The organism is Allochromatium vinosum DSM 180 (assembly GCF_000025485.1).
Lineage (GTDB): Bacteria > Pseudomonadota > Gammaproteobacteria > Chromatiales > Chromatiaceae > Thermochromatium > Thermochromatium vinosum.
Genome location: NC_013851.1, coordinates 2,821,532 through 2,838,045 on the forward strand (window position 1 = coordinate 2,821,532; position 16,514 = coordinate 2,838,045).

Consider the following 16,514-nt stretch of genomic DNA (forward strand, 5'->3'; position numbering starts at 1 on the left):
TTCAAGCACTCCGCGCGATGGCCGACTCGACCAGGGCGAGGAAGTCGGCCTCGTCGCGCACCTGGGCCACGTCTTCCGAGGAGACGGTATAGCCGTGCGGCTGGGCGATGGCCTCATAGCGCGGCACACGCGAGTGGAACAGACGCGGGAAGACCCAGCGCGTGAAATCGTCCGGCTCGATCTGGGCCACATAGTCGAGTTGGCGCAGTTCCAGATAGTCCTTGACCGCCGTTTGCAGGAACTCAGGTCGATAGTAGAGCGGCTTGGGATCGGCCTGGGCGCGCTCGATGAGCTTGATCTCGTCGGCCTCGGGCACGCGGATGTAGAGGATCAGACTATGCCGGGCGAGCATGTCGATGACACGCGGCTCTTCGAGCTCGCACAGGCTGCCGCCGACATCGTTGACCAGATGGGCGTAGCCATAGACCTCCTGGGCCTTGCGCACGAACTCGGGCAGATCGAACATGGCCGCGATCTCGGCCTCGCGATAGAGCGCCTGACGACGGCTAAACTCGTCGAGCGGCAGTCCGCCCTGCTCCGGATTGCCGAGCTTGCCGATGAAGCTCAGCACCGGCCCGAGATCATTGATCTTGATGACATTGCGGATGGTGATCCAGTCGCGGCGCAGCAGATCGCGCAGGAAGGGATCGCGCATGGCGCGCGACTTGATCAGATCCAGGATCGGCTCGTCCAAATAACGGGTGCCGATGCGGTAGTCGCCCGAATAATGGAACCAGTCGTGACGGCGCAGCAGGCCCGAGAGATGGGTCTTGCCGACCCCGGACATGCCGAGCAGGGTCACGCATTTACGCTTCCAGGCGCGGAATTCATCGACCGTGAATTTCAATGGATCTACTCCGAAATGGATGGATGTGGATGTTCTTCGATCAGGTGCCTCACTCGCGCGCGGCCAGTGCCTCCCAACGCGCATAGGCCGCTTCCAGCTCGGCGTCGACGGTCTCCAGACGCGCCTTGACGGTCACGACCTCGGCGCCGTCGCCCTGATAGAGCGCCGGATCGGCCAGACGTGCGTGCAGAGCGCCCTGCTCCTGCTCAAGCGACTCGATACGCTCCGGCAGTTCGGCCAGTTCGCGCGTCTCCTTGAAGCTGAGCTTGTCGCTGGTGCGCTTGGGTTTGGACTTGGGTTCGGCCGCCTGAGTCGCGGGCGCGCTCGATTTGGGCGCCGGGGCCGGTTCGACCGGACGCGGACGTTGCCTGAGCCAATCCTCATAGCCGCCGACATAGTCGCGCACGATGCCATCGCCCTCGAACACGAGCGTGCCGGTGACGACATTGTCGAGCAACGCGCGGTCATGGCTGACCAGCAGCAGCGTCCCCGAGTAGTTCAGCAGCAGTTCTTCCAGGAGTTCCAGCGTCTCGGTGTCGAGATCATTGGTCGGCTCGTCGAGCACCAGCAGATTGGCCGGACGGGTGAAGAGCTTGGCCAGCAGCAGTCGATTGCGCTCGCCGCCCGAGAGTGCCTTGACCGGCTGGCGCGCGCGCTCCGGCGTGAACAGGAAGTCTTTGAGATAGGACAGCACGTGACGGCTGGCGCCTTCGATCTCGACCTGATCGCTGCCGCCAGCGACGTTGTCGCGCACACTCTTCTCGGGATCGAGTTGGGCGCGCATCTGGTCGAAATAGGCGATCTGGAGATTGGAGCCGCGCTGGATACGCCCCTGTTGCGGTTCCAGCTCGCCGAGCAGGAGCTTGAGCAACGTGCTCTTGCCCGCGCCATTGGGTCCGATGATGCCGATCTTGTCGCCGCGCAGGATGAGCGTCGAGAAATCACGGATGACGGTCTTGTCGCCCCAGCGGTGCGTCACGCCTTCGGCCTCGACCACCAGCTTGCCCGAGCGATCCGACTCGCTCAGCCGGATGCGCGCCGAACCCTGGAGTTCGCGCCGCTCACGACGCTCATCGCGCATGGATTCGAGCGCGCGCACCCGACCCTCGTTGCGGGTGCGCCGCGCCTTGATGCCCTGCCGGATCCAGACCTCTTCCTCCGCGAGCTTGCGGTCGAAGTGCGCATTGGCCTGCGCCTCAGCATGCAGCCGTTCCTCGCGCCGGCGCAGATAGTTGGCGTAATCGCCCGGCCAGTCGGTCAGCCGGCCGCGATCGAGTTCCAGGATGCGCGTGGCGACCCGCTGCAAGAAGCGCCGGTCGTGGGTGATGAACAGCAGTGCGCCCTGAAAACCGACCAGAAACTCTTCCAGCCAGGCGATGCTGTCGATGTCGAGATGGTTGGTCGGCTCGTCGAGCAGCAGCAGATCCGGCTCCACCACCAGGGCCCGCGCCAGCATCACCCGCCGCTGCATCCCGCCCGAGAGCGATTTGAGTTGCGCCTCGGCATCGAGTCCGAGCCGCGAGATGACGCGCTCGGTGCGTTGCTCGATCTCCCAGCCGCCCTGATCCTCCAACTGATGCTGGAGTTCGGCCAGCCGCGCCAGATCCTGCTCGCTCGCGTCCGCGCCGAGCGCGTGCGAGCGGGTGAAATATTCGTGCACCAGGGCCCCCAGCTCGCCGAGTCCGGCGGCGACCACCTCGAAGACGCTGGCATCGACATCCCCCGGCACCTCCTGCGCCAGCCGCCCGATCCGCAACCCCTGACCGGCGTGCACCCGACCGCTGTCGGGCTGGACATCCCCGGCGACGATCCGCAGCAGTGTGGACTTGCCCGCCCCATTGCGCCCGATCAGACAGATCCGCTCGCCGCGCTCGATGGCGAAGGAGACCTCGTCGAGCAGGGGCGGCAGGCCGTAGGAGAGACCGATCGAATCGAGACTGAGCAGGGTCATGCGTTTTCCAGGGAATCACGGAGGATGAATGTTGTCGGAGCAGGCGCCGGTGCCCATATCGCGACCGCGTAGCGAGCCAACGGCGACACAGGCACTCGATTGCGCTTTATCAATGACACGCCAGGGCCGCCTGGATCACCGACTTCGAGTAATATTCTAACTTCGATCGCTCCAACCGCGTCGATTCGAGATGAATCCGGCGCGGATGGAGACAGACCCCAGGCAGTGAGCCGCGCTCCCGTGGACGCGGACCGATTAGGAGTCCATCGCTACCGATGACGAAAACAGTCTCTCTCCGTGAGGCCTGGTCCGGCGAGGCCAATTGCCTCAATTGCGCGCTACGGACCTCGGTGCTCTTCTCCGGCCTGCAGGAAGCGGACTTCGAACACATCCATGAGCCGATCGATCAGTTCACGCTCAAGCCGGGCGCGCATCTCTATCTGGCGGGCGACACAGGCGAGTACCTGTTCACCATCCGTTCCGGGATGCTGAAGCTGGTTCAATATCTGCCGGACGGCAGCCAGCGCATCGTTCGCGTCGCCCGCTCCACCGATGTGCTGGGTCTGGAGTCACTGCTCGACGATCGCTATCAGCACGACGCCATCGCGCTGCATCCCACTGAGGTCTGTCGTTTCCCGGCGCGTCTGGTGCGCGAACTCGGGCGCGTCAACCCGACCCTGCACCACGAGCTCATGGCCCGCTGGCAGCGCGCCCTGACCGAGGCCGATGCCTGGCTGACCGAACTCTCGACCGGCTCGGCGCGCCAGCGCGTGGCCCGACTGCTGCTGCGTCTGGTGCGCGACCGCGAGACCAGCGAGTGCCCGCTCTTCAGCCGTGAGGACATGGGCGCCATGCTCGGCGTCACCACCGAGACGGCCAGCCGCACCATCGCCGAGTTCAAGCGTCAGGGGCTGCTGGTGGAGACGGCGCCCAATCTCTTCCTGCTCGACATCCCCAATCTGCGACGGCTGGCGGAGGATTGAGGCGAGGCGTGCTCGCCGGTCCGCTGAGTTTGACTAATTTCAATGCGTTGCGCCTGATCTCAAGGTTACGCTTGCGCCATTCCGTCGCCCATGGCCAGGATCTCCACGCCCGATGAAAACATCACTCTCATTCGCCGAATATCCCATCTACTCACTGGAGATCGGGCGCGAGGAGACGCCATTCGATTCGGTCGAGGCCATCTGCGGCTATTTCCGCGCCTGCATCGAGTCGCATCGTAGCGCGGTCTTCATCGCCGAGTTCGACCACTACGCTCATACCCAGTCACTGCCCGAAGGACACATCGGCGAGGGCATCCGCGCGGCCAGGAATCTGGTGTTCTGCTTCGGCATCTCGCTGCCAAAGCCCGAACTGCTGGCCTGCCGACCGCGTTCGATCGGGATCGCCGAGACGGATCAGGGGTTTCTGATCACCTTCATGGAAACGCCCATGCCGGTGGCCAACGCCGTCATGGAGGACTGGGCCATGGGTTTGTGCAAGAGCCAGTGCGAAGCGGCCTGAGCGCGACGCGATATCCTCCATCCATCAACTTCGGAAACCAGTATGCGCATCGCCGTCACCAGTCAGAATTTCCGCACCATCACCGGACATGCCGGTAAGACCCGGCGCTTTCTCATCCTGGAGGCCGATGGCCAGGGCGAACCGGTCGAGGTCGAGCGCCTGGATCTGCCCGCCGGCTTGTCACTGCACGATCATCACGGCGACGACCATCCGCTGTTCACACTCGGACTCGATGCCATCCTGACCCAGAGCGCCGGCCAGGGGTTCCGGACCCGTCTGGCCCGCCACGGCATCGCCGTCCATGCCACCAGCGCCACGGATCCCATGAGCGCCGCAGCCGATCTCGCCGCCGGTCGAACGCTTGCGACACCGGCTCCGCACGACGACGATCACGCCCACGGACACGGCCATGGCCACGCCTCCAGCACGGAACGCGCTCAGGTTCGACTCCAGGTCGGGTCTCTGAAGTAAATCCGCTCACCCGCCCCCACATCCGCGTAAAGCGGCCCCGTCGAGCGACAACCTGACTCAGATCATTTCCGATAAGCGCGATCCGGTTTAGTCTCTTGCCGCTGGCGCGGCTCGCCGAGGATCTCCCGACCCGGCGAGCCAAGTGCCGAGGTAGCAACCCTCCGTGACACCTGGTCCCGGACTTCAGGAGACTCGCTCATGCTCGACAGTACCATGGTCGAACTCTCGCGATGGCAATTCGCCATCACGGCGATGTACCACTTTCTCTTCGTTCCACTGACGCTCGGACTCTCCTGGATCCTGGTGATCATGGAGAGCGTCTATGTCATGACCGGCCGCGAGATCTACCGGGACATGACCAAGTTCTGGGGCAAGCTCTTCGGCATCAACTTCGCCCTGGGTGTCACCACCGGCCTGACCATGGAGTTTCAGTTCGGGACCAACTGGGCCTATTACAGCCACTACGTCGGCGATGTCTTCGGCGCGCCCCTGGCCATTGAGGGTCTGATGGCCTTCTTCCTGGAGTCGACCTTCATCGGACTGTTCTTCCTTGGCTGGGAGCGGCTCTCCAAGCGCCAGCATCTGACCGTCACCTTCCTGACCGCGCTCGGCTCCAACCTCTCGGCGCTGTGGATCCTGGTCGCCAACGGCTGGATGCAGAATCCGGTCGGCTCGGAGTTCAGCTACGAGACCATGCGCATGGAGATGACCAGCTTCACCGAGCTGCTGCTCAATCCGGTCGCTCAGGTCAAGTTCGTGCACACGGTTGCCGCCGGCTATGTGACCGCCTCCATGTTCGTGCTCGGCATCAGCGCCTGGTACATGCTCAAGGGACGGGATCTGGCCTTCGCCAAGCGATCCTTCTCGGTCGCGGTCGGCTTCGGTCTGGCCTCCATCCTCTCGGTCATCCTGCTCGGCGACGAGTCCGGCTACGAGGTCGGCGACGTACAGAAGGTGAAGCTCGCCGCGATCGAGGCCGAATGGCACACCGAACCGGCCCCCGCCGCCTTCACGATCTACGGCAACCCGAGCAACGAGGACGAGGAAACGCACAACGCGGTCAAGGTGCCCTGGCTGCTGGGACTCATCGCCACCCGTTCGCTCGACACCGAGGTAGCGGGGCTGAAGGATCTGATGCGCGAGCACGAGGTGCGCATCCGCAGCGGCATGATCGCCTATCAGTATCTGGAGCGTCTGCGTGGTGGCGAGGACACGCCCGGCAACCGCGCCGTCTTCGAGGAACACAAGAAAGACCTCGGCTATGGCCTGCTGCTCAAGCGCTATACCGAGAATCCGGCCGAGGCGACCGAGGAGCAGATCCAGCTGGCGGTCAAGGACTCCATCCCCGAAGTCGCTCCCTTGTTCTGGACCTTCAGGATCATGGTCGGGGCTGGGGTCTGGATGCTGGTGCTGCTGGTGCTGGGTTTTTACTTCAACGCCAAGCGCGTCATCGAGGAGAAACGCTGGTTGCTGCGACTTTTTCTCTACAGCATCCCGGCGCCCTGGATCGCGGCCGAGACCGGCTGGTTCGTCGCCGAGTTCGGGCGACAGCCCTGGGCCATCGGCGAGGTGCTGCCGACCTCGATCGCCGTCTCCAGCCTGACGGCCAACGACATCCTCATCAGCCTCTCGGGCTTCATCCTCTTCTATACCCTGCTGTTCATCATCGAGATGTATCTGATGTTCAAGTTCGCGCGCCTGGGGCCGAGTTCGCTGCACACCGGCCGCTATCATCACGAGCGCGACACCGGCCACGCAGGCGGCATGACCCCGGCCACGGCTCCGCAGAAACCGCTCGATTAGGAGGGAGACTCGATCATGATCCTCGACTATGAAACGCTGAAGTTTGTCTGGTGGGTGTTGGTCGGTGTGCTCTTCATCGGCTTCGCCGTCACCGACGGGCTGGACATGGGCGTCGGCGCCCTGCTGCCCTTCCTCGGTCAGAACGACGAGGAGCGGCGCGTCATCATCAACACCGTCGGCCCGCACTGGGACGGCAATCAGGTGTGGCTGATCACGGCCGGCGGGGCCATCTTCGCCGCCTGGCCGCTGGTCTATGCCACGGCCTTCTCGGGCTTCTACTTCGCGATGCTGCTGGCGTTGTTCGCGCTCTTCTTCCGGCCGGTCGGGTTCGATTACCGCAGCAAGATCGCCGATCCGCGCTGGCGCAATGCCTGGGACTGGGGGCTGTTCGTCGGCGGCGCGGTGCCGGCGCTGGTGTTCGGCATCGCCTTCGGCAACCTGCTCCAGGGCGTGCCCTTCCATCTCGACGACCTGCTGCGGCCTTACTACAGCGGCAGCTTCTTCGGGCTGCTCAATCCGTTCGCGCTGCTGGCCGGGCTGATCAGTCTCGGGATGCTGGTCATGCACGGGGCCATCTGGCTGCAACTGCGCACCGCCGAGCCGATCTCGGGTCGGGCCAAGGTGGTCGCGAAGAAGGCGGGACTGGCGACCATCGTCGCCTTCGCGCTGGCCGGGGTATGGCTGACGATCGGCGTGGACGGCTACACGGTGGTCTCGATGCCGGCGCTGGATGCCGTGCCCAATCCGCTGACCAAGGAGGTGGTACGCGACGGTGGCGCCTGGCTGGCCAACTACGCCGCTCACCCCTGGACACTGCTGTTCCCGCTACTCGGCTTCGCGGGCATGGGGCTGGCCGTGCTGGCTTCGATGTCGAACCGGCCCGGCTGGGGGCTGGTCGCCAGCAGTCTGGGGCTGACCGGGATCATCGTCACCGCCGGCGCGGCCATGTTCCCCTTCATCATGCCATCGAGCACCAATCCCAACAGCAGCCTGATCGCCTGGGACGCGGTGTCGAGCCATCTGACGCTGACGGTGATGTTCTGGGCGGCGGTGATCTTCGTGCCGCTGATCCTGGCCTACACCACCTGGACCTATGCCAAGATGTGGCGGCGGGTGACGGTCGAGGAGATCCGGTCGCAGGATCATCTGGCCTATTGAACGGCCATCCCCTGTCGCCGGATCTCATTGGGATTCCGGCGGCAGGTTCAAGCCATCCGTTGATTCATCGAGGAACGAGCCATGTGGTACTTCTCCTGGATACTCGGCGTCCTGCTGGCGCTGGCCTTCGGCATCATCAATGTGCTCTGGTATGAGTCCGATCAGTGCCGCAGCACGGCCGACGACGACTGTCCAACCTGATCTGACGAAAAACGCGGCCGAAGCCGCGTTTTTCGTGTCTATCCGCCGCCCATCACCCCTGAGTGATCGGCATGATGAGGATGTCGACCCGGCGGTTGAGACGCCGCCCGTCCTCGGTTGCATTGCTGGCGATGGGCTGGTTCATGCCATAGCCGGCCGAATAGATACGCTGCGGCAGCACGCCGCTACGCTCCAGGTAGTACCCGACCGAAGCGGCACGCCGCTCCGAGAGCGTCTGATTGTAGGCCGCCGCGCCCGTGCTGTCGGTATGACCCGAGACGGCGAGCTGAGTCTTGCCGTACTTGCGCACGATCGCCGAGATCTTTTCGAGCGTGCTGTAGAAACCCGGCTGAATGCGATCGGAGTCGACCTCGAACGCGGTCGCGCCCGTCATGCCGACGAGCAACTGATGATCGGGCAGCTTCTGCACCCGGATGACGCCGCTGGCGATCTCAGGGGCGAGCTGGCGCTCGAAGTCGCGTTGCTGCTCCTCCATGTAGGAACCGACCATGGTGCCCAGCAGGGCACCGCCCACGGCACCGATCAGCGCCCCCTTGCCTGCGTCACCGCTCAGCGAGCCGATGATGGCGCCGGTCGCCGCGCCCGCCGTGGTACCGATGGCCGCGCCACGTCCGGTCTCGGTCAGGCCCGAACCATCGGCGGCACAGCCGGAGATGAGCGCGGCGGTCACGCCGGAGAGAACCAGTGTTCTGGCGTTCAGTCGAGTCATGCGGTTGCTCCTCTTGATTAAAGTTCGACCAGATCGGCGATGGATTTGTAGAAGAATTCCAGCCAGTCGTCGCGGTTGGCGAAGTCCATGATCGCGGGGCGCTGTCCGAGCGTGTCGCGCACGCAGGCGAAGACCGCCGAACCGTCGCGCTTGAGCATCACCTCGAAGGTGAGCGATCCATTGGGTACGGCCAGCTTCAGCCCCTGCGGGGCCGATTCGGGACCGATCCAGGTGATCAGCAGTCCGGCCACCCGATCGTCACGACGATCATAGTCGTCGGGCCAGATACGGCTGAGCACCGAGATGCGCACGAACTCGCCCTCGACGTCCCGGAAGGCGCGAACCAGGGGGGCGGCCAGCTCCGAGCAGGAGGCATGGAGTTCGCGCCGCCGGATGAAGTTGTCCTCGGCGCTCAGGGTGCTGTCCTGAGCGATCTGGCGCAGTTTTTGGAGCGTTGGATTCATACCCTGATTTCAGCAGCTTCAGCGAATGACGGTCGTATCCAGTTCGAACATGGGCTTGCTCTCGGGGCCGACGTCGTGGAGGGCCGGATTGAGATAGCGCACATCCAGCGTCGGCTTGACCTTGAGTGACAAGAGTGATGGGTCGAGATATTTTTTCAACAGACGCCGGGCCTGTCCGGTGTTGCGCACCCCGCGCAGTGTCTGCACCTGGGCGAGCGCGGCCTGAGTGGGCGCCGTCCCGCCATGGCGCCGATAGTGACGGATGACGGCCTCGGTATAGTTGAGCGTCTCCAGATAGGTGACGCGGCTGTTGGTGCGATCGACAACGCCCTCGCCGGCATTGTAGGCCATGATGACGCGCCCGTAGTCGTCGCTGTACTTGCGCAGCAGACGCTTGAGATGGCGCGTGCCGGTATTGAGATTGATCCGGGGATCGAACAGCGCCTCCACCGAGGTGACGCCATAGTCGGCGGCGGTCGGCGGCATGAGCTGCATCAGGCCCACGGCCCCGACCGGCGAGACGGCATGGGCATCGTAGTTCGACTCGGCGGCCACCACGGCACGCACCAGCGCCTCCTCGACGCCATGACGGCGTGCCACCTCCGGGATCATGGCCTGGACCTCGGCACGGCTCGGGCGCGGCCGGTTCGGCGGCGTCGGCCGGGCCGGACGCACGGGTTCGACCGCGCCTGGAGCCGCCGAATCGGCGCTGGCCTCGGTCACAGCTTCAGTCTCGGCGAAAACGGACAGCGGAACCAGAAGCACGAGCAGTGCGAACGAACAGCGGGCAATCGATTTTTGCTTCATCAGTTGCACGAGAAACCCGGCCCTCAGGGCGTGTGGGAGATGGCAGTCGACAGGACGAGTCGAGCCGATGATGACGCATCAAACGACAGTCACGCATACAATGCAACCATGAATGCCGATAAACGCCATCAAATCTTCGCTCGTCTGCGCAACGCCAATCCGACCCCCAGAACCGAGCTGGTCTATCGCACCCCCTTCGAGCTGCTGATCGCCGTGATGCTCTCGGCCCAGGCCACCGACAGGAGCGTCAACCAGGCCACGGCCGGACTCTTCGCACACGCCGACACACCCGAGGCGATCTTGGCGCTCGGCGAGGACGGACTCAAGGCGCACATCCGCGCCATCGGTCTGTTCAACACCAAGGCGCGCCACATCCTCCAGACCTGCGCGCTCCTGATCGAGCGGCACGGCGGCGCGGTGCCACGCGATCGGGCGGCCCTGGAGTCATTGCCCGGTGTCGGACGCAAGACCGCCAACGTCATCCTCAACACCGCCTTCGGCGAGCCGACCATGGCGGTCGACACCCATATCTTCCGGGTCGCCAACCGCACCGGACTGGCGCCGGGCAAGACGCCGCTGGCGGTCGAACAGGGGCTTCTGGATCAGGTTCCGGGCGAATTCCTGCATGATGCCCATCACTGGCTGATCCTGCATGGACGCTATGTCTGCACCGCGCGCAAACCGCGCTGCCCGCAATGCCTCATCGCCGATCTGTGCGACTATCCGGACAAGACCCCATCCAACTGAGTCCCATCCAGCGCCCGAGACCATGTTCAGCACCGACCGACAGACACACCGTCAGATCTTTCTCGAAGCCTGGCGCAAGGCCAATGCCCAGGAGCCGCTGGAGCCGCTCGAATCCCAGCTCGTCGAACTCATGCGCCGTCACCCGGAATATCTACCCTTCCTGGAGGACGGCGAGCGCGCGCTCGACCAGGACTTTCCGCCCGAACTGGGCCAGACCAATCCCTTTCTGCATCTGGGGCTGCATCTGGCCATCCTCGAACAGCTCAGTATCGATCAGCCGCGCGGAATCCGTGACAGCTATCAGCGTCTGCTCGCCCGACTCGGCGATCCGCATCAGGTCGAGCACGCGATCATGGAGTGTCTGGCCGAGTCGATCTGGCGCGTCCAGCACCATCGCCTGCCCTTCGACGAAGTGGGCTATCTCGACTGCATCGCCCGTCTGGAACGCCAAGGCTAGACGGCCGGCACCCATCGCGTCCCGAGCGGGGCGTCCACACAGCCCGCCTCCCCTGTTACACTCAGGGGCGGGGGGAACGGTAGGTCGACCGGCTCTCGCCCGAGTCGAGCCGGACTCGATCCGAGTCACCCCGTTCGAGCCACGTCCCGGCCCGTTGCACGGCTGGGCCCAACGCACGAGGAAGATGACCCATGCCCACTTGGATCCTGGTCGCGGACAACAGCCGCGCACGCCTCTTCGCCGCGGAAAAGCCCGCTGACCCACTCATCGAGATCAGTACCCTGGCCTTTCCCGAGGGCCGGCTTCACGAAGGCGATCTGACCACTGACAAGGCCGGACGCGGTCAGGCACTTGGTGCCGGCGCCCACGGCGTCAATGGCGAGGAAGGACACAAGCAGGAGAACGCCGAGCGCTTCGCCAGTCTGATCCGCGACGACCTGGAGGCCGCGCGCAATCAGGGACGCTTCGGCAAGCTCTACATCATCGCCTCGCCCGCCCTGCTCGGACTGCTGCGCAAGCAGCTCTCGGCGCCACTGCGCCAGCTCGTCGCGGGCGAACTCGACAAGAACCTGACCACCCAGACACCCGAGGCGATCCGCCGGCATCTGCCGGATTTCCTCTAAATCACCCGCCCCGTAGCCACGCGGGCAACTGAGGTGCCCGCGTGGCACGCCCGATTGAATCCAGAGAGAAGACGAACGCATGGCCAAGCGCGAATTCGACACCATCGTGATCGGCACCGGACCCGGCGGCGAGGGCGCCGCCATGAAGCTGGCCAAGGCCGGTCAGCGCGTGGCCGTCGTCGAGGCGCACCAGGCCGTCGGCGGCGGCTGCACCCACTGGGGCACCATCCCCAGCAAGGCGCTGCGCCACTCGATCCAGATGCTCGCCGACTACAGGCGCAACCCGCTGTTCCAGCACACCCAGCACCAGATCGAGGCCGAGTTTCCGGACCTGCTGCGCGCGGCCGACGGCGTCATCGACGCCCAGGTCCGCACCCGCTATCGCTACTACAGACGCAACCGGGTCGAGGTGATCTTCGGCCGCGCCCGTTTCATCGATCCCAACCGCCTCTCGGTGGAGCGCCCCGGCGGCACCCGGCTCGAACTGCGCGCGGAACATTTCGTCGTCGCCACCGGCTCGCGCCCCTATCGCCCGCCCGAGGTCGATTTCGAGCATCCGCGCGTGCGCGACAGCGACACGGTCCTGGCGCTCAGTCACACGCCGCGCTCGATCACCATCTATGGCGCCGGTGTCATCGGCTGTGAATACGCGTCCATCTTTGCCGCGCTCGACGTGAAGGTGAATCTGGTCAACACCCGCGACCGGCTGCTGTCCTATCTCGACGACGAGATCACCGACGCCCTGAGCTATCACCTGCGCCAGCAGGGTGTCATCATCCGCCACGACGAGACCCACGCGCGGATCGAGACCAGCGACAGCGGGGTGGTCCTGCACTGCACATCGGGCAAGAAGTTCAAGACCGACATCCTGCTCTGGGCCAACGGGCGCACCGGCAATACCCAGGACATGGGGCTGGAGGAGATCGGTCTGACACCCAACGCGCGCGGTCAGCTCGACGTCAACGCCAGCTACCAGACCGCCCTGCCCCACATCTATGCCGTCGGCGACGTCGCCGGACCACCGGCGCTGGCCAGCGCCAGCTATGACCAGGGGCGCTTCGTCGGCGCCCATATCGCCGATGGCCACTGCGACTGGTCGTTGATCGAGGAATTCCCCACCGGCATCTACACCGTGCCCGAGATCAGTTCGGTCGGACGCACCGAGCGCGAGCTGACCGCCGCCCAGATCCCCTACGAGGTCGCCCAGGCCGACTTCAAGAGCATCGCCCGCGCCCAGATCACCGGACACACGGTCGGCATGCTCAAGCTGCTGTTCCATCGCGAGACCCTGGAGATCCTCGGCATCCACTGCTTCGGTGAGCAGGCCGCCGAGATCGTGCACATCGGCCAGGCCATCATGTCTCAGCCCGGCGCCGCCAACAGCCTTCGCTACTTCACCGAGACGACCTTCAACTATCCGACCATGGCTGAAGCTTATCGGGTCGCGGCGCTCAACGGACTCAACCGACTGTTCTGAATCGAGCGGTCGTTGCGAAGTCGCGGCCACGGCCGTCGGTCCATCCCGGACCTCGCAACAGACCGCGAGTCATGAATCCTGATAACGCGCCCGGATCTCACGCAGCTCCGGTAGCGCCGACAGGAAGCTCTCGACCACGGCCGGATCGAACTGGTGGCCCGCCAGCCGCTCGATCTCGGCGATCGCTTCGTGTTCCGGCCAGGCCTTCTTGTAGGGGCGTTCGGCGAGGAGTGCGTCGAAGACGTCCGCCACGGCCACGATCCGCGCCTCCAGAGAGATCGACTCCCCCGACAGCCCTTGCGGATAACCGCCGCCGTCCCAGCGCTCATGGTGCGACAGGGCGATGTCGGCGGCCATCCGCAGCAGCGGCGACGAATGACCCGAGAGCATCTGCGCGCCGATCGTGGTGTGACGGCGCATGATGTGCCATTCATCGGAGTCCAGCTTGTCCTTTTTCAGCAGCACCCGGTCCGGGATACCGATCTTGCCGATGTCATGCATGGGTGCGGCGTTCATGAGCAGTTCGGCCTGCTCCGGGGACAGGCCGTGGCGCAGGGCGATGGCCTGCGCGAAGAGGCTCATGCGCACGATGTGCAGGCCGGTCTCGTTGTCGCGATACTCGGCGGCGAGTCCGAGCCGGCGGATGATCTCGAGCCGCGTCTCGTCCAACTCTCGGGTGCGCTCGCGCACCTTGGACTCCAGTTCGGCGTTCTGCTGACGGACGCGCTTGTTGAGTAGCCGAACCTGCAGGATGTTGCGGACACGGCTGGCGACCTCGGCCCGATCGAAGGGTTTGAGCAGGAAATCGGTCGCGCCTAATTCCAGGGCGCGGAGCTTGATCCTTGGATCGTGCTCGGCCGTCAGCATCAGCACCGGGAGATAATCGTCACCGGCTTCCACAGTGGACTGGATGGCTTCCATGATCTGAAAGCCATCCATGTACGGCATGCGCAAATCGAGGAGCACGATGTCCGTGTCCCGCTCACCGAGCAGATCCCTGACCCGGCGCGGATCGTCGGTGCCGCGGATGCGACTGTAACCGCTCGCCTTGAGCAGGCGCTCCAGCAACAGGATGTTGGGACGCTCGTCGTCGACGATGAGGATCTCGGCGTCGAAGAGATTTTGATCGAGATTCATGATGTGCTGAGTCCTCTCCAGTTCGGGAGCTGGTCCAGACAGCCGATGGCGCACAGATAGTCTTTGTCGAGACAGCCCTGGCTGGCACTGCGTCGTGTAGATCAGAATCCTCGACTTGGCGAATTCCATGGTCGCGGCCGGATCACCGACGATTCGCTAGGGATTATTGGCGGTGAAGAAGTCCTCGAAACAGGTGAACACGGTCGGATAATACTTCTGGACCATGCGGCTGTAGGTTCCATCCCGACGGGTCTGCTCCAGATAGTCGTTGAACGCCTCCCGAAGCTTGGGCGAGTCTTTGCGAAACCCGGCTCCCATCCGCTGTCCAGGTCGTGGGGATGAATTCGTAGCGCGGCCCCAGATGCTCGGCAAAGCCCTTGACCAGTTCGACATCCAGGCCGTCACCGAGCCCGGTGACGAAGTTCACACCGGAATCAGACGTCGCGGACATCGGTTTACTCGCGCGGCCGTGGCAGGAACACCCTAAATTCACTGCCCTCGCCCGGCGTGCTGCTGACCTCGATACGTCCACCATGGGTGCGGATGATGTCACGACTGATCGAGAGTCCCAGCCCCGTGCCCTGGCCGGCCGGCTTGGTGGTGAAAAAGGGGTTGAACACCTGTTCGAAATGCTCCGCCAGTATTCCCGCCCCATTGTCTGCAACACTCAGACACACCTCATCGCCGACACATCGGGTGCTGATGTGGATCTCGCCGAAGGTGCTGATCGACTGGGCGGCATTGAGGAGCAGATTCAGGATGACCTGATTGATCTCGCCGGGCTGGCCGTCGAGCCACGGAATCTCTTCGAGCGACTGAAAGACATTCGCCCGATACTTCAGCTCGTTCACCGCCACCTTGAGGGTGTCGCGCACACACTGATTGAGGTCGAACGGCTCGGCCTCGGGTCCGTCGACCCGGGCGAAGCTGCGCAGACTGGCCACGATCTCCCCAAGGCGCTGCACACCGTCGCGCGTGTCCGTGATCAAGGGCACGATGTCGTCGAGGATCGGTCTGAGATCCTCCCCGGCGAGCGCCTGCTCCAGATGCTCGCCAAGCGCGCCGTCCCCGCCCTTGTCCGCCGGGAGCATGTCCGCGACCACTTGCAGCACCGGCAGCAGCACCTGGAGATATTCCTCCAGCATCACCAGGTTGTTTTTGACGAAACCGATGGGATTGTTCAGCTCGTGCGCCACGCCGGCCGTCAGCGTCCCGAGCGCGGCCATCTTGCTCGAATGGAGGAGTTGCGTGCGTGTCTCGTCGATCTGCTGGTGCAGACGGCGCATTTCTTGATCGTCGTTCATCGATGTCGGGCCTGTATTACGCCTTGGCGTGCGCGGGCTGGAGTGAGGGTTCGTCGCCGACGGGCGGTTCGTGGGCGAGCGCCTGATCGGCCCGAGCCGCGAGCGGCAGCGATCGATTCGGTAGCAGCGCCTCGATCCGGCGTATCAGTTCCGCCGCCTCGAATGGCTTGGACAAGGCATCGTCGGCACCGGCCGCAACGGCCTGTTGCAGCCGCTCGTCGGGAAGCGAGGACAGAGCCAGGATCTTCAGTCGCGCCAGCTCCGAATCCTGGCGTACATAGTCCAGAACCTGGAAACCGTCGAGTCCGGGCATCCGCAGATCCAGAATCATCAACGCCGGCAAAAAGGCTCGTAGTGTGTCACCGGCCTGAAAACCATCCAGTGCCACCCGGACCTCATAGCCACTCGCACGCAGGAGGCGCGCAATGCTCTCGGCCATGCGCCGATCGTCCTCCACCACCAGCACGCGATTACCATAACCATGCAGCGCCTCGGGCAGCGGCATACCATGACGGTCGATGAAACTCAGGAAATCGATCAACCGCACGCGATTGTTGCCCCGCCCCGGCAGTTTGTAGGCCGGGAGATGACCCTTTTCGATCCAGCGGATCACGGTACGCAGGTTGACCCCGCAATAATCGGCGATCTCACCCGTGGTCAACGAGCGCATCTGTTTCATCTTGGTAGGGAACTCATGGTAGCTTGAAGCGCCACAGTGTGTCACAAGTGTCGCCATTGACGCAAATGACTAAAAACCTTAATCTGCCCAAGGATTTCAGCGACGACGATCACGCTACACATCAACATCAAACCTCGACCCTCGGGGGATATCGA

19 protein-coding genes are annotated in these 16,514 nt (G+C 64.2%); 10 read left to right on the forward strand and 9 right to left on the reverse strand.

Annotation, left to right across the window (positions count from 1 at the left end; translation table 11 throughout):
• Position 1: 1 nt before the first annotated feature.
• Both ALVIN_RS12455 and ALVIN_RS12460 read right to left on the reverse strand, forming a co-directional pair.
• Positions 2-847 (reverse strand): hypothetical protein, encoded by an 846-nt coding sequence (locus tag ALVIN_RS12455; protein WP_012971676.1) that lies wholly within the window; start codon positions 845-847, stop codon positions 2-4.
• Between the two features lie 49 nt (positions 848-896).
• Complete coding sequence (locus ALVIN_RS12460; RefSeq protein ID WP_012971677.1) at positions 897-2,798, reverse strand: ATP-binding cassette domain-containing protein; 1,902 nt, start codon at positions 2,796-2,798, stop codon at positions 897-899.
• A 275-nt stretch (positions 2,799-3,073) separates the two neighbouring features.
• On the opposite strand from ALVIN_RS12460, the gene ALVIN_RS12465 reads away from it, so the two are divergent.
• From ALVIN_RS12465 to cydX, 6 genes are all read left to right on the forward strand, one after another.
• On the forward strand, positions 3,074-3,781 hold the full coding sequence (locus tag ALVIN_RS12465; RefSeq protein WP_012971678.1) for a Crp/Fnr family transcriptional regulator: 708 nt from the start codon (positions 3,074-3,076) through the stop codon (positions 3,779-3,781).
• Positions 3,782-3,893: 112 nt separating this feature from the next.
• Entirely contained in the window at positions 3,894-4,301 is a 408-nt protein-coding gene (locus tag ALVIN_RS12470) for a DUF6858 family protein (protein WP_012971679.1), read from the forward strand.
• A 42-nt stretch (positions 4,302-4,343) separates the two neighbouring features.
• Positions 4,344-4,772 (forward strand): NifB/NifX family molybdenum-iron cluster-binding protein, encoded by a 429-nt coding sequence (locus ALVIN_RS12475; RefSeq protein WP_012971680.1) that lies wholly within the window; start codon positions 4,344-4,346, stop codon positions 4,770-4,772.
• 198 nt (positions 4,773-4,970) lie between these two features.
• Entirely contained in the window at positions 4,971-6,575 is a 1,605-nt protein-coding gene (locus tag ALVIN_RS12480) for a cytochrome ubiquinol oxidase subunit I (RefSeq protein WP_012971681.1), read from the forward strand.
• A 15-nt stretch (positions 6,576-6,590) separates the two neighbouring features.
• On the forward strand, positions 6,591-7,733 hold the full coding sequence (cydB, locus tag ALVIN_RS12485; protein WP_012971682.1) for a cytochrome d ubiquinol oxidase subunit II: 1,143 nt from the start codon (positions 6,591-6,593) through the stop codon (positions 7,731-7,733).
• A gap of 81 nt (positions 7,734-7,814) precedes the next feature.
• On the forward strand, positions 7,815-7,934 hold the full coding sequence (gene cydX, locus ALVIN_RS17190; RefSeq protein WP_012971683.1) for a cytochrome bd-I oxidase subunit CydX: 120 nt from the start codon (positions 7,815-7,817) through the stop codon (positions 7,932-7,934).
• A gap of 52 nt (positions 7,935-7,986) precedes the next feature.
• Here cydX and ALVIN_RS12495 read toward each other — a convergent pair whose 3' ends face one another.
• From ALVIN_RS12495 to ALVIN_RS12505, 3 genes are read right to left on the reverse strand one after another with little or no spacing between them, the layout of a single operon-like run.
• Positions 7,987-8,664 carry an OmpA family protein gene (locus ALVIN_RS12495; RefSeq protein WP_012971684.1) on the reverse strand — a complete coding sequence of 226 codons (678 nt, stop codon included), beginning with the start codon at positions 8,662-8,664 and terminating at the stop codon, positions 7,987-7,989.
• A gap of 17 nt (positions 8,665-8,681) precedes the next feature.
• Positions 8,682-9,128 (reverse strand): hypothetical protein, encoded by a 447-nt coding sequence (locus tag ALVIN_RS12500; RefSeq protein ID WP_012971685.1) that lies wholly within the window; start codon positions 9,126-9,128, stop codon positions 8,682-8,684.
• 18 nt (positions 9,129-9,146) lie between these two features.
• On the reverse strand, positions 9,147-9,935 hold the full coding sequence (locus ALVIN_RS12505) for a lytic transglycosylase domain-containing protein (RefSeq protein WP_012971686.1): 789 nt from the start codon (positions 9,933-9,935) through the stop codon (positions 9,147-9,149).
• Positions 9,936-10,043: 108 nt separating this feature from the next.
• On the opposite strand from ALVIN_RS12505, the gene nth reads away from it, so the two are divergent.
• From nth to sthA, 4 genes are all read left to right on the forward strand, one after another.
• Positions 10,044-10,682, forward strand: coding sequence for an endonuclease III (gene nth / locus ALVIN_RS12510; RefSeq protein ID WP_012971687.1), 639 nt, complete (start codon positions 10,044-10,046; stop codon positions 10,680-10,682).
• A gap of 22 nt (positions 10,683-10,704) precedes the next feature.
• Positions 10,705-11,139: a DUF1841 family protein gene (locus ALVIN_RS12515; protein WP_012971688.1), complete on the forward strand. Its 435-nt coding sequence runs from the start codon at positions 10,705-10,707 to the stop codon at positions 11,137-11,139.
• A 191-nt stretch (positions 11,140-11,330) separates the two neighbouring features.
• The gene (locus tag ALVIN_RS12520) at positions 11,331-11,762 is read left to right on the forward strand and encodes a host attachment protein (RefSeq protein WP_012971689.1); all 432 of its coding nucleotides are present in this window, start codon (positions 11,331-11,333) and stop codon (positions 11,760-11,762) included.
• A 79-nt stretch (positions 11,763-11,841) separates the two neighbouring features.
• Positions 11,842-13,239 (forward strand): Si-specific NAD(P)(+) transhydrogenase, encoded by a 1,398-nt coding sequence (gene sthA, locus ALVIN_RS12525; RefSeq protein ID WP_012971690.1) that lies wholly within the window; start codon positions 11,842-11,844, stop codon positions 13,237-13,239.
• A 69-nt stretch (positions 13,240-13,308) separates the two neighbouring features.
• Here the strand turns inward: sthA and ALVIN_RS12530 are convergent, their stop codons facing one another.
• The 4 genes from ALVIN_RS12530 to ALVIN_RS12540 form a co-directional block, all read right to left on the reverse strand.
• The gene (locus ALVIN_RS12530; RefSeq protein ID WP_012971691.1) at positions 13,309-14,376 is read right to left on the reverse strand and encodes an HD domain-containing phosphohydrolase; all 1,068 of its coding nucleotides are present in this window, start codon (positions 14,374-14,376) and stop codon (positions 13,309-13,311) included.
• Between the two features lie 156 nt (positions 14,377-14,532).
• On the reverse strand, positions 14,533-14,694 hold the full coding sequence (locus ALVIN_RS17650; RefSeq protein ID WP_263053323.1) for a transporter substrate-binding domain-containing protein: 162 nt from the start codon (positions 14,692-14,694) through the stop codon (positions 14,533-14,535).
• A 137-nt stretch (positions 14,695-14,831) separates the two neighbouring features.
• Positions 14,832-15,680: a sensor histidine kinase gene (locus ALVIN_RS12535; RefSeq protein WP_043795660.1), complete on the reverse strand. Its 849-nt coding sequence runs from the start codon at positions 15,678-15,680 to the stop codon at positions 14,832-14,834.
• Positions 15,681-15,696: 16 nt separating this feature from the next.
• On the reverse strand, positions 15,697-16,359 hold the full coding sequence (locus ALVIN_RS12540; protein WP_012971692.1) for a response regulator: 663 nt from the start codon (positions 16,357-16,359) through the stop codon (positions 15,697-15,699).
• Positions 16,360-16,514: the final 155 nt, after the last annotated feature.

Excerpts from the sequence above, each read along its gene's own strand:
- ALVIN_RS17650 (WP_263053323.1), bottom strand. The coding sequence starts at position 14,694 with ATGGGAGCCGGGTTTCGCAAAGACTCGCCCAAGCTTCGGGAGGCGTTC.
- ALVIN_RS12540 (WP_012971692.1), bottom strand. The coding sequence starts at position 16,359 with ATGAAACAGATGCGCTCGTTGACCACGGGTGAGATCGCCGATTATTGC.
- ALVIN_RS12500 (WP_012971685.1), bottom strand. The coding sequence starts at position 9,128 with ATGAATCCAACGCTCCAAAAACTGCGCCAGATCGCTCAGGACAGCACC.
- ALVIN_RS12515 (WP_012971688.1), top strand. The coding sequence starts at position 10,705 with ATGTTCAGCACCGACCGACAGACACACCGTCAGATCTTTCTCGAAGCC.
- ALVIN_RS12530 (WP_012971691.1), bottom strand. The coding sequence starts at position 14,376 with ATGAATCTCGATCAAAATCTCTTCGACGCCGAGATCCTCATCGTCGAC.
- cydB (WP_012971682.1), top strand. The coding sequence starts at position 6,591 with ATGATCCTCGACTATGAAACGCTGAAGTTTGTCTGGTGGGTGTTGGTC.
- ALVIN_RS12470 (WP_012971679.1), top strand. The coding sequence starts at position 3,894 with ATGAAAACATCACTCTCATTCGCCGAATATCCCATCTACTCACTGGAG.
- ALVIN_RS12520 (WP_012971689.1), top strand. The coding sequence starts at position 11,331 with ATGCCCACTTGGATCCTGGTCGCGGACAACAGCCGCGCACGCCTCTTC.
- ALVIN_RS12480 (WP_012971681.1), top strand. The coding sequence starts at position 4,971 with ATGCTCGACAGTACCATGGTCGAACTCTCGCGATGGCAATTCGCCATC.
- ALVIN_RS12535 (WP_043795660.1), bottom strand. The coding sequence starts at position 15,680 with ATGAACGACGATCAAGAAATGCGCCGTCTGCACCAGCAGATCGACGAG.
- sthA (WP_012971690.1), top strand. The coding sequence starts at position 11,842 with ATGGCCAAGCGCGAATTCGACACCATCGTGATCGGCACCGGACCCGGC.
- ALVIN_RS12475 (WP_012971680.1), top strand. The coding sequence starts at position 4,344 with ATGCGCATCGCCGTCACCAGTCAGAATTTCCGCACCATCACCGGACAT.
- nth (WP_012971687.1), top strand. The coding sequence starts at position 10,044 with ATGAATGCCGATAAACGCCATCAAATCTTCGCTCGTCTGCGCAACGCC.
- ALVIN_RS12460 (WP_012971677.1), bottom strand. The coding sequence starts at position 2,798 with ATGACCCTGCTCAGTCTCGATTCGATCGGTCTCTCCTACGGCCTGCCG.
- cydX (WP_012971683.1), top strand. The coding sequence starts at position 7,815 with ATGTGGTACTTCTCCTGGATACTCGGCGTCCTGCTGGCGCTGGCCTTC.
- ALVIN_RS12495 (WP_012971684.1), bottom strand. The coding sequence starts at position 8,664 with ATGACTCGACTGAACGCCAGAACACTGGTTCTCTCCGGCGTGACCGCC.
- ALVIN_RS12465 (WP_012971678.1), top strand. The coding sequence starts at position 3,074 with ATGACGAAAACAGTCTCTCTCCGTGAGGCCTGGTCCGGCGAGGCCAAT.
- ALVIN_RS12505 (WP_012971686.1), bottom strand. The coding sequence starts at position 9,935 with ATGAAGCAAAAATCGATTGCCCGCTGTTCGTTCGCACTGCTCGTGCTT.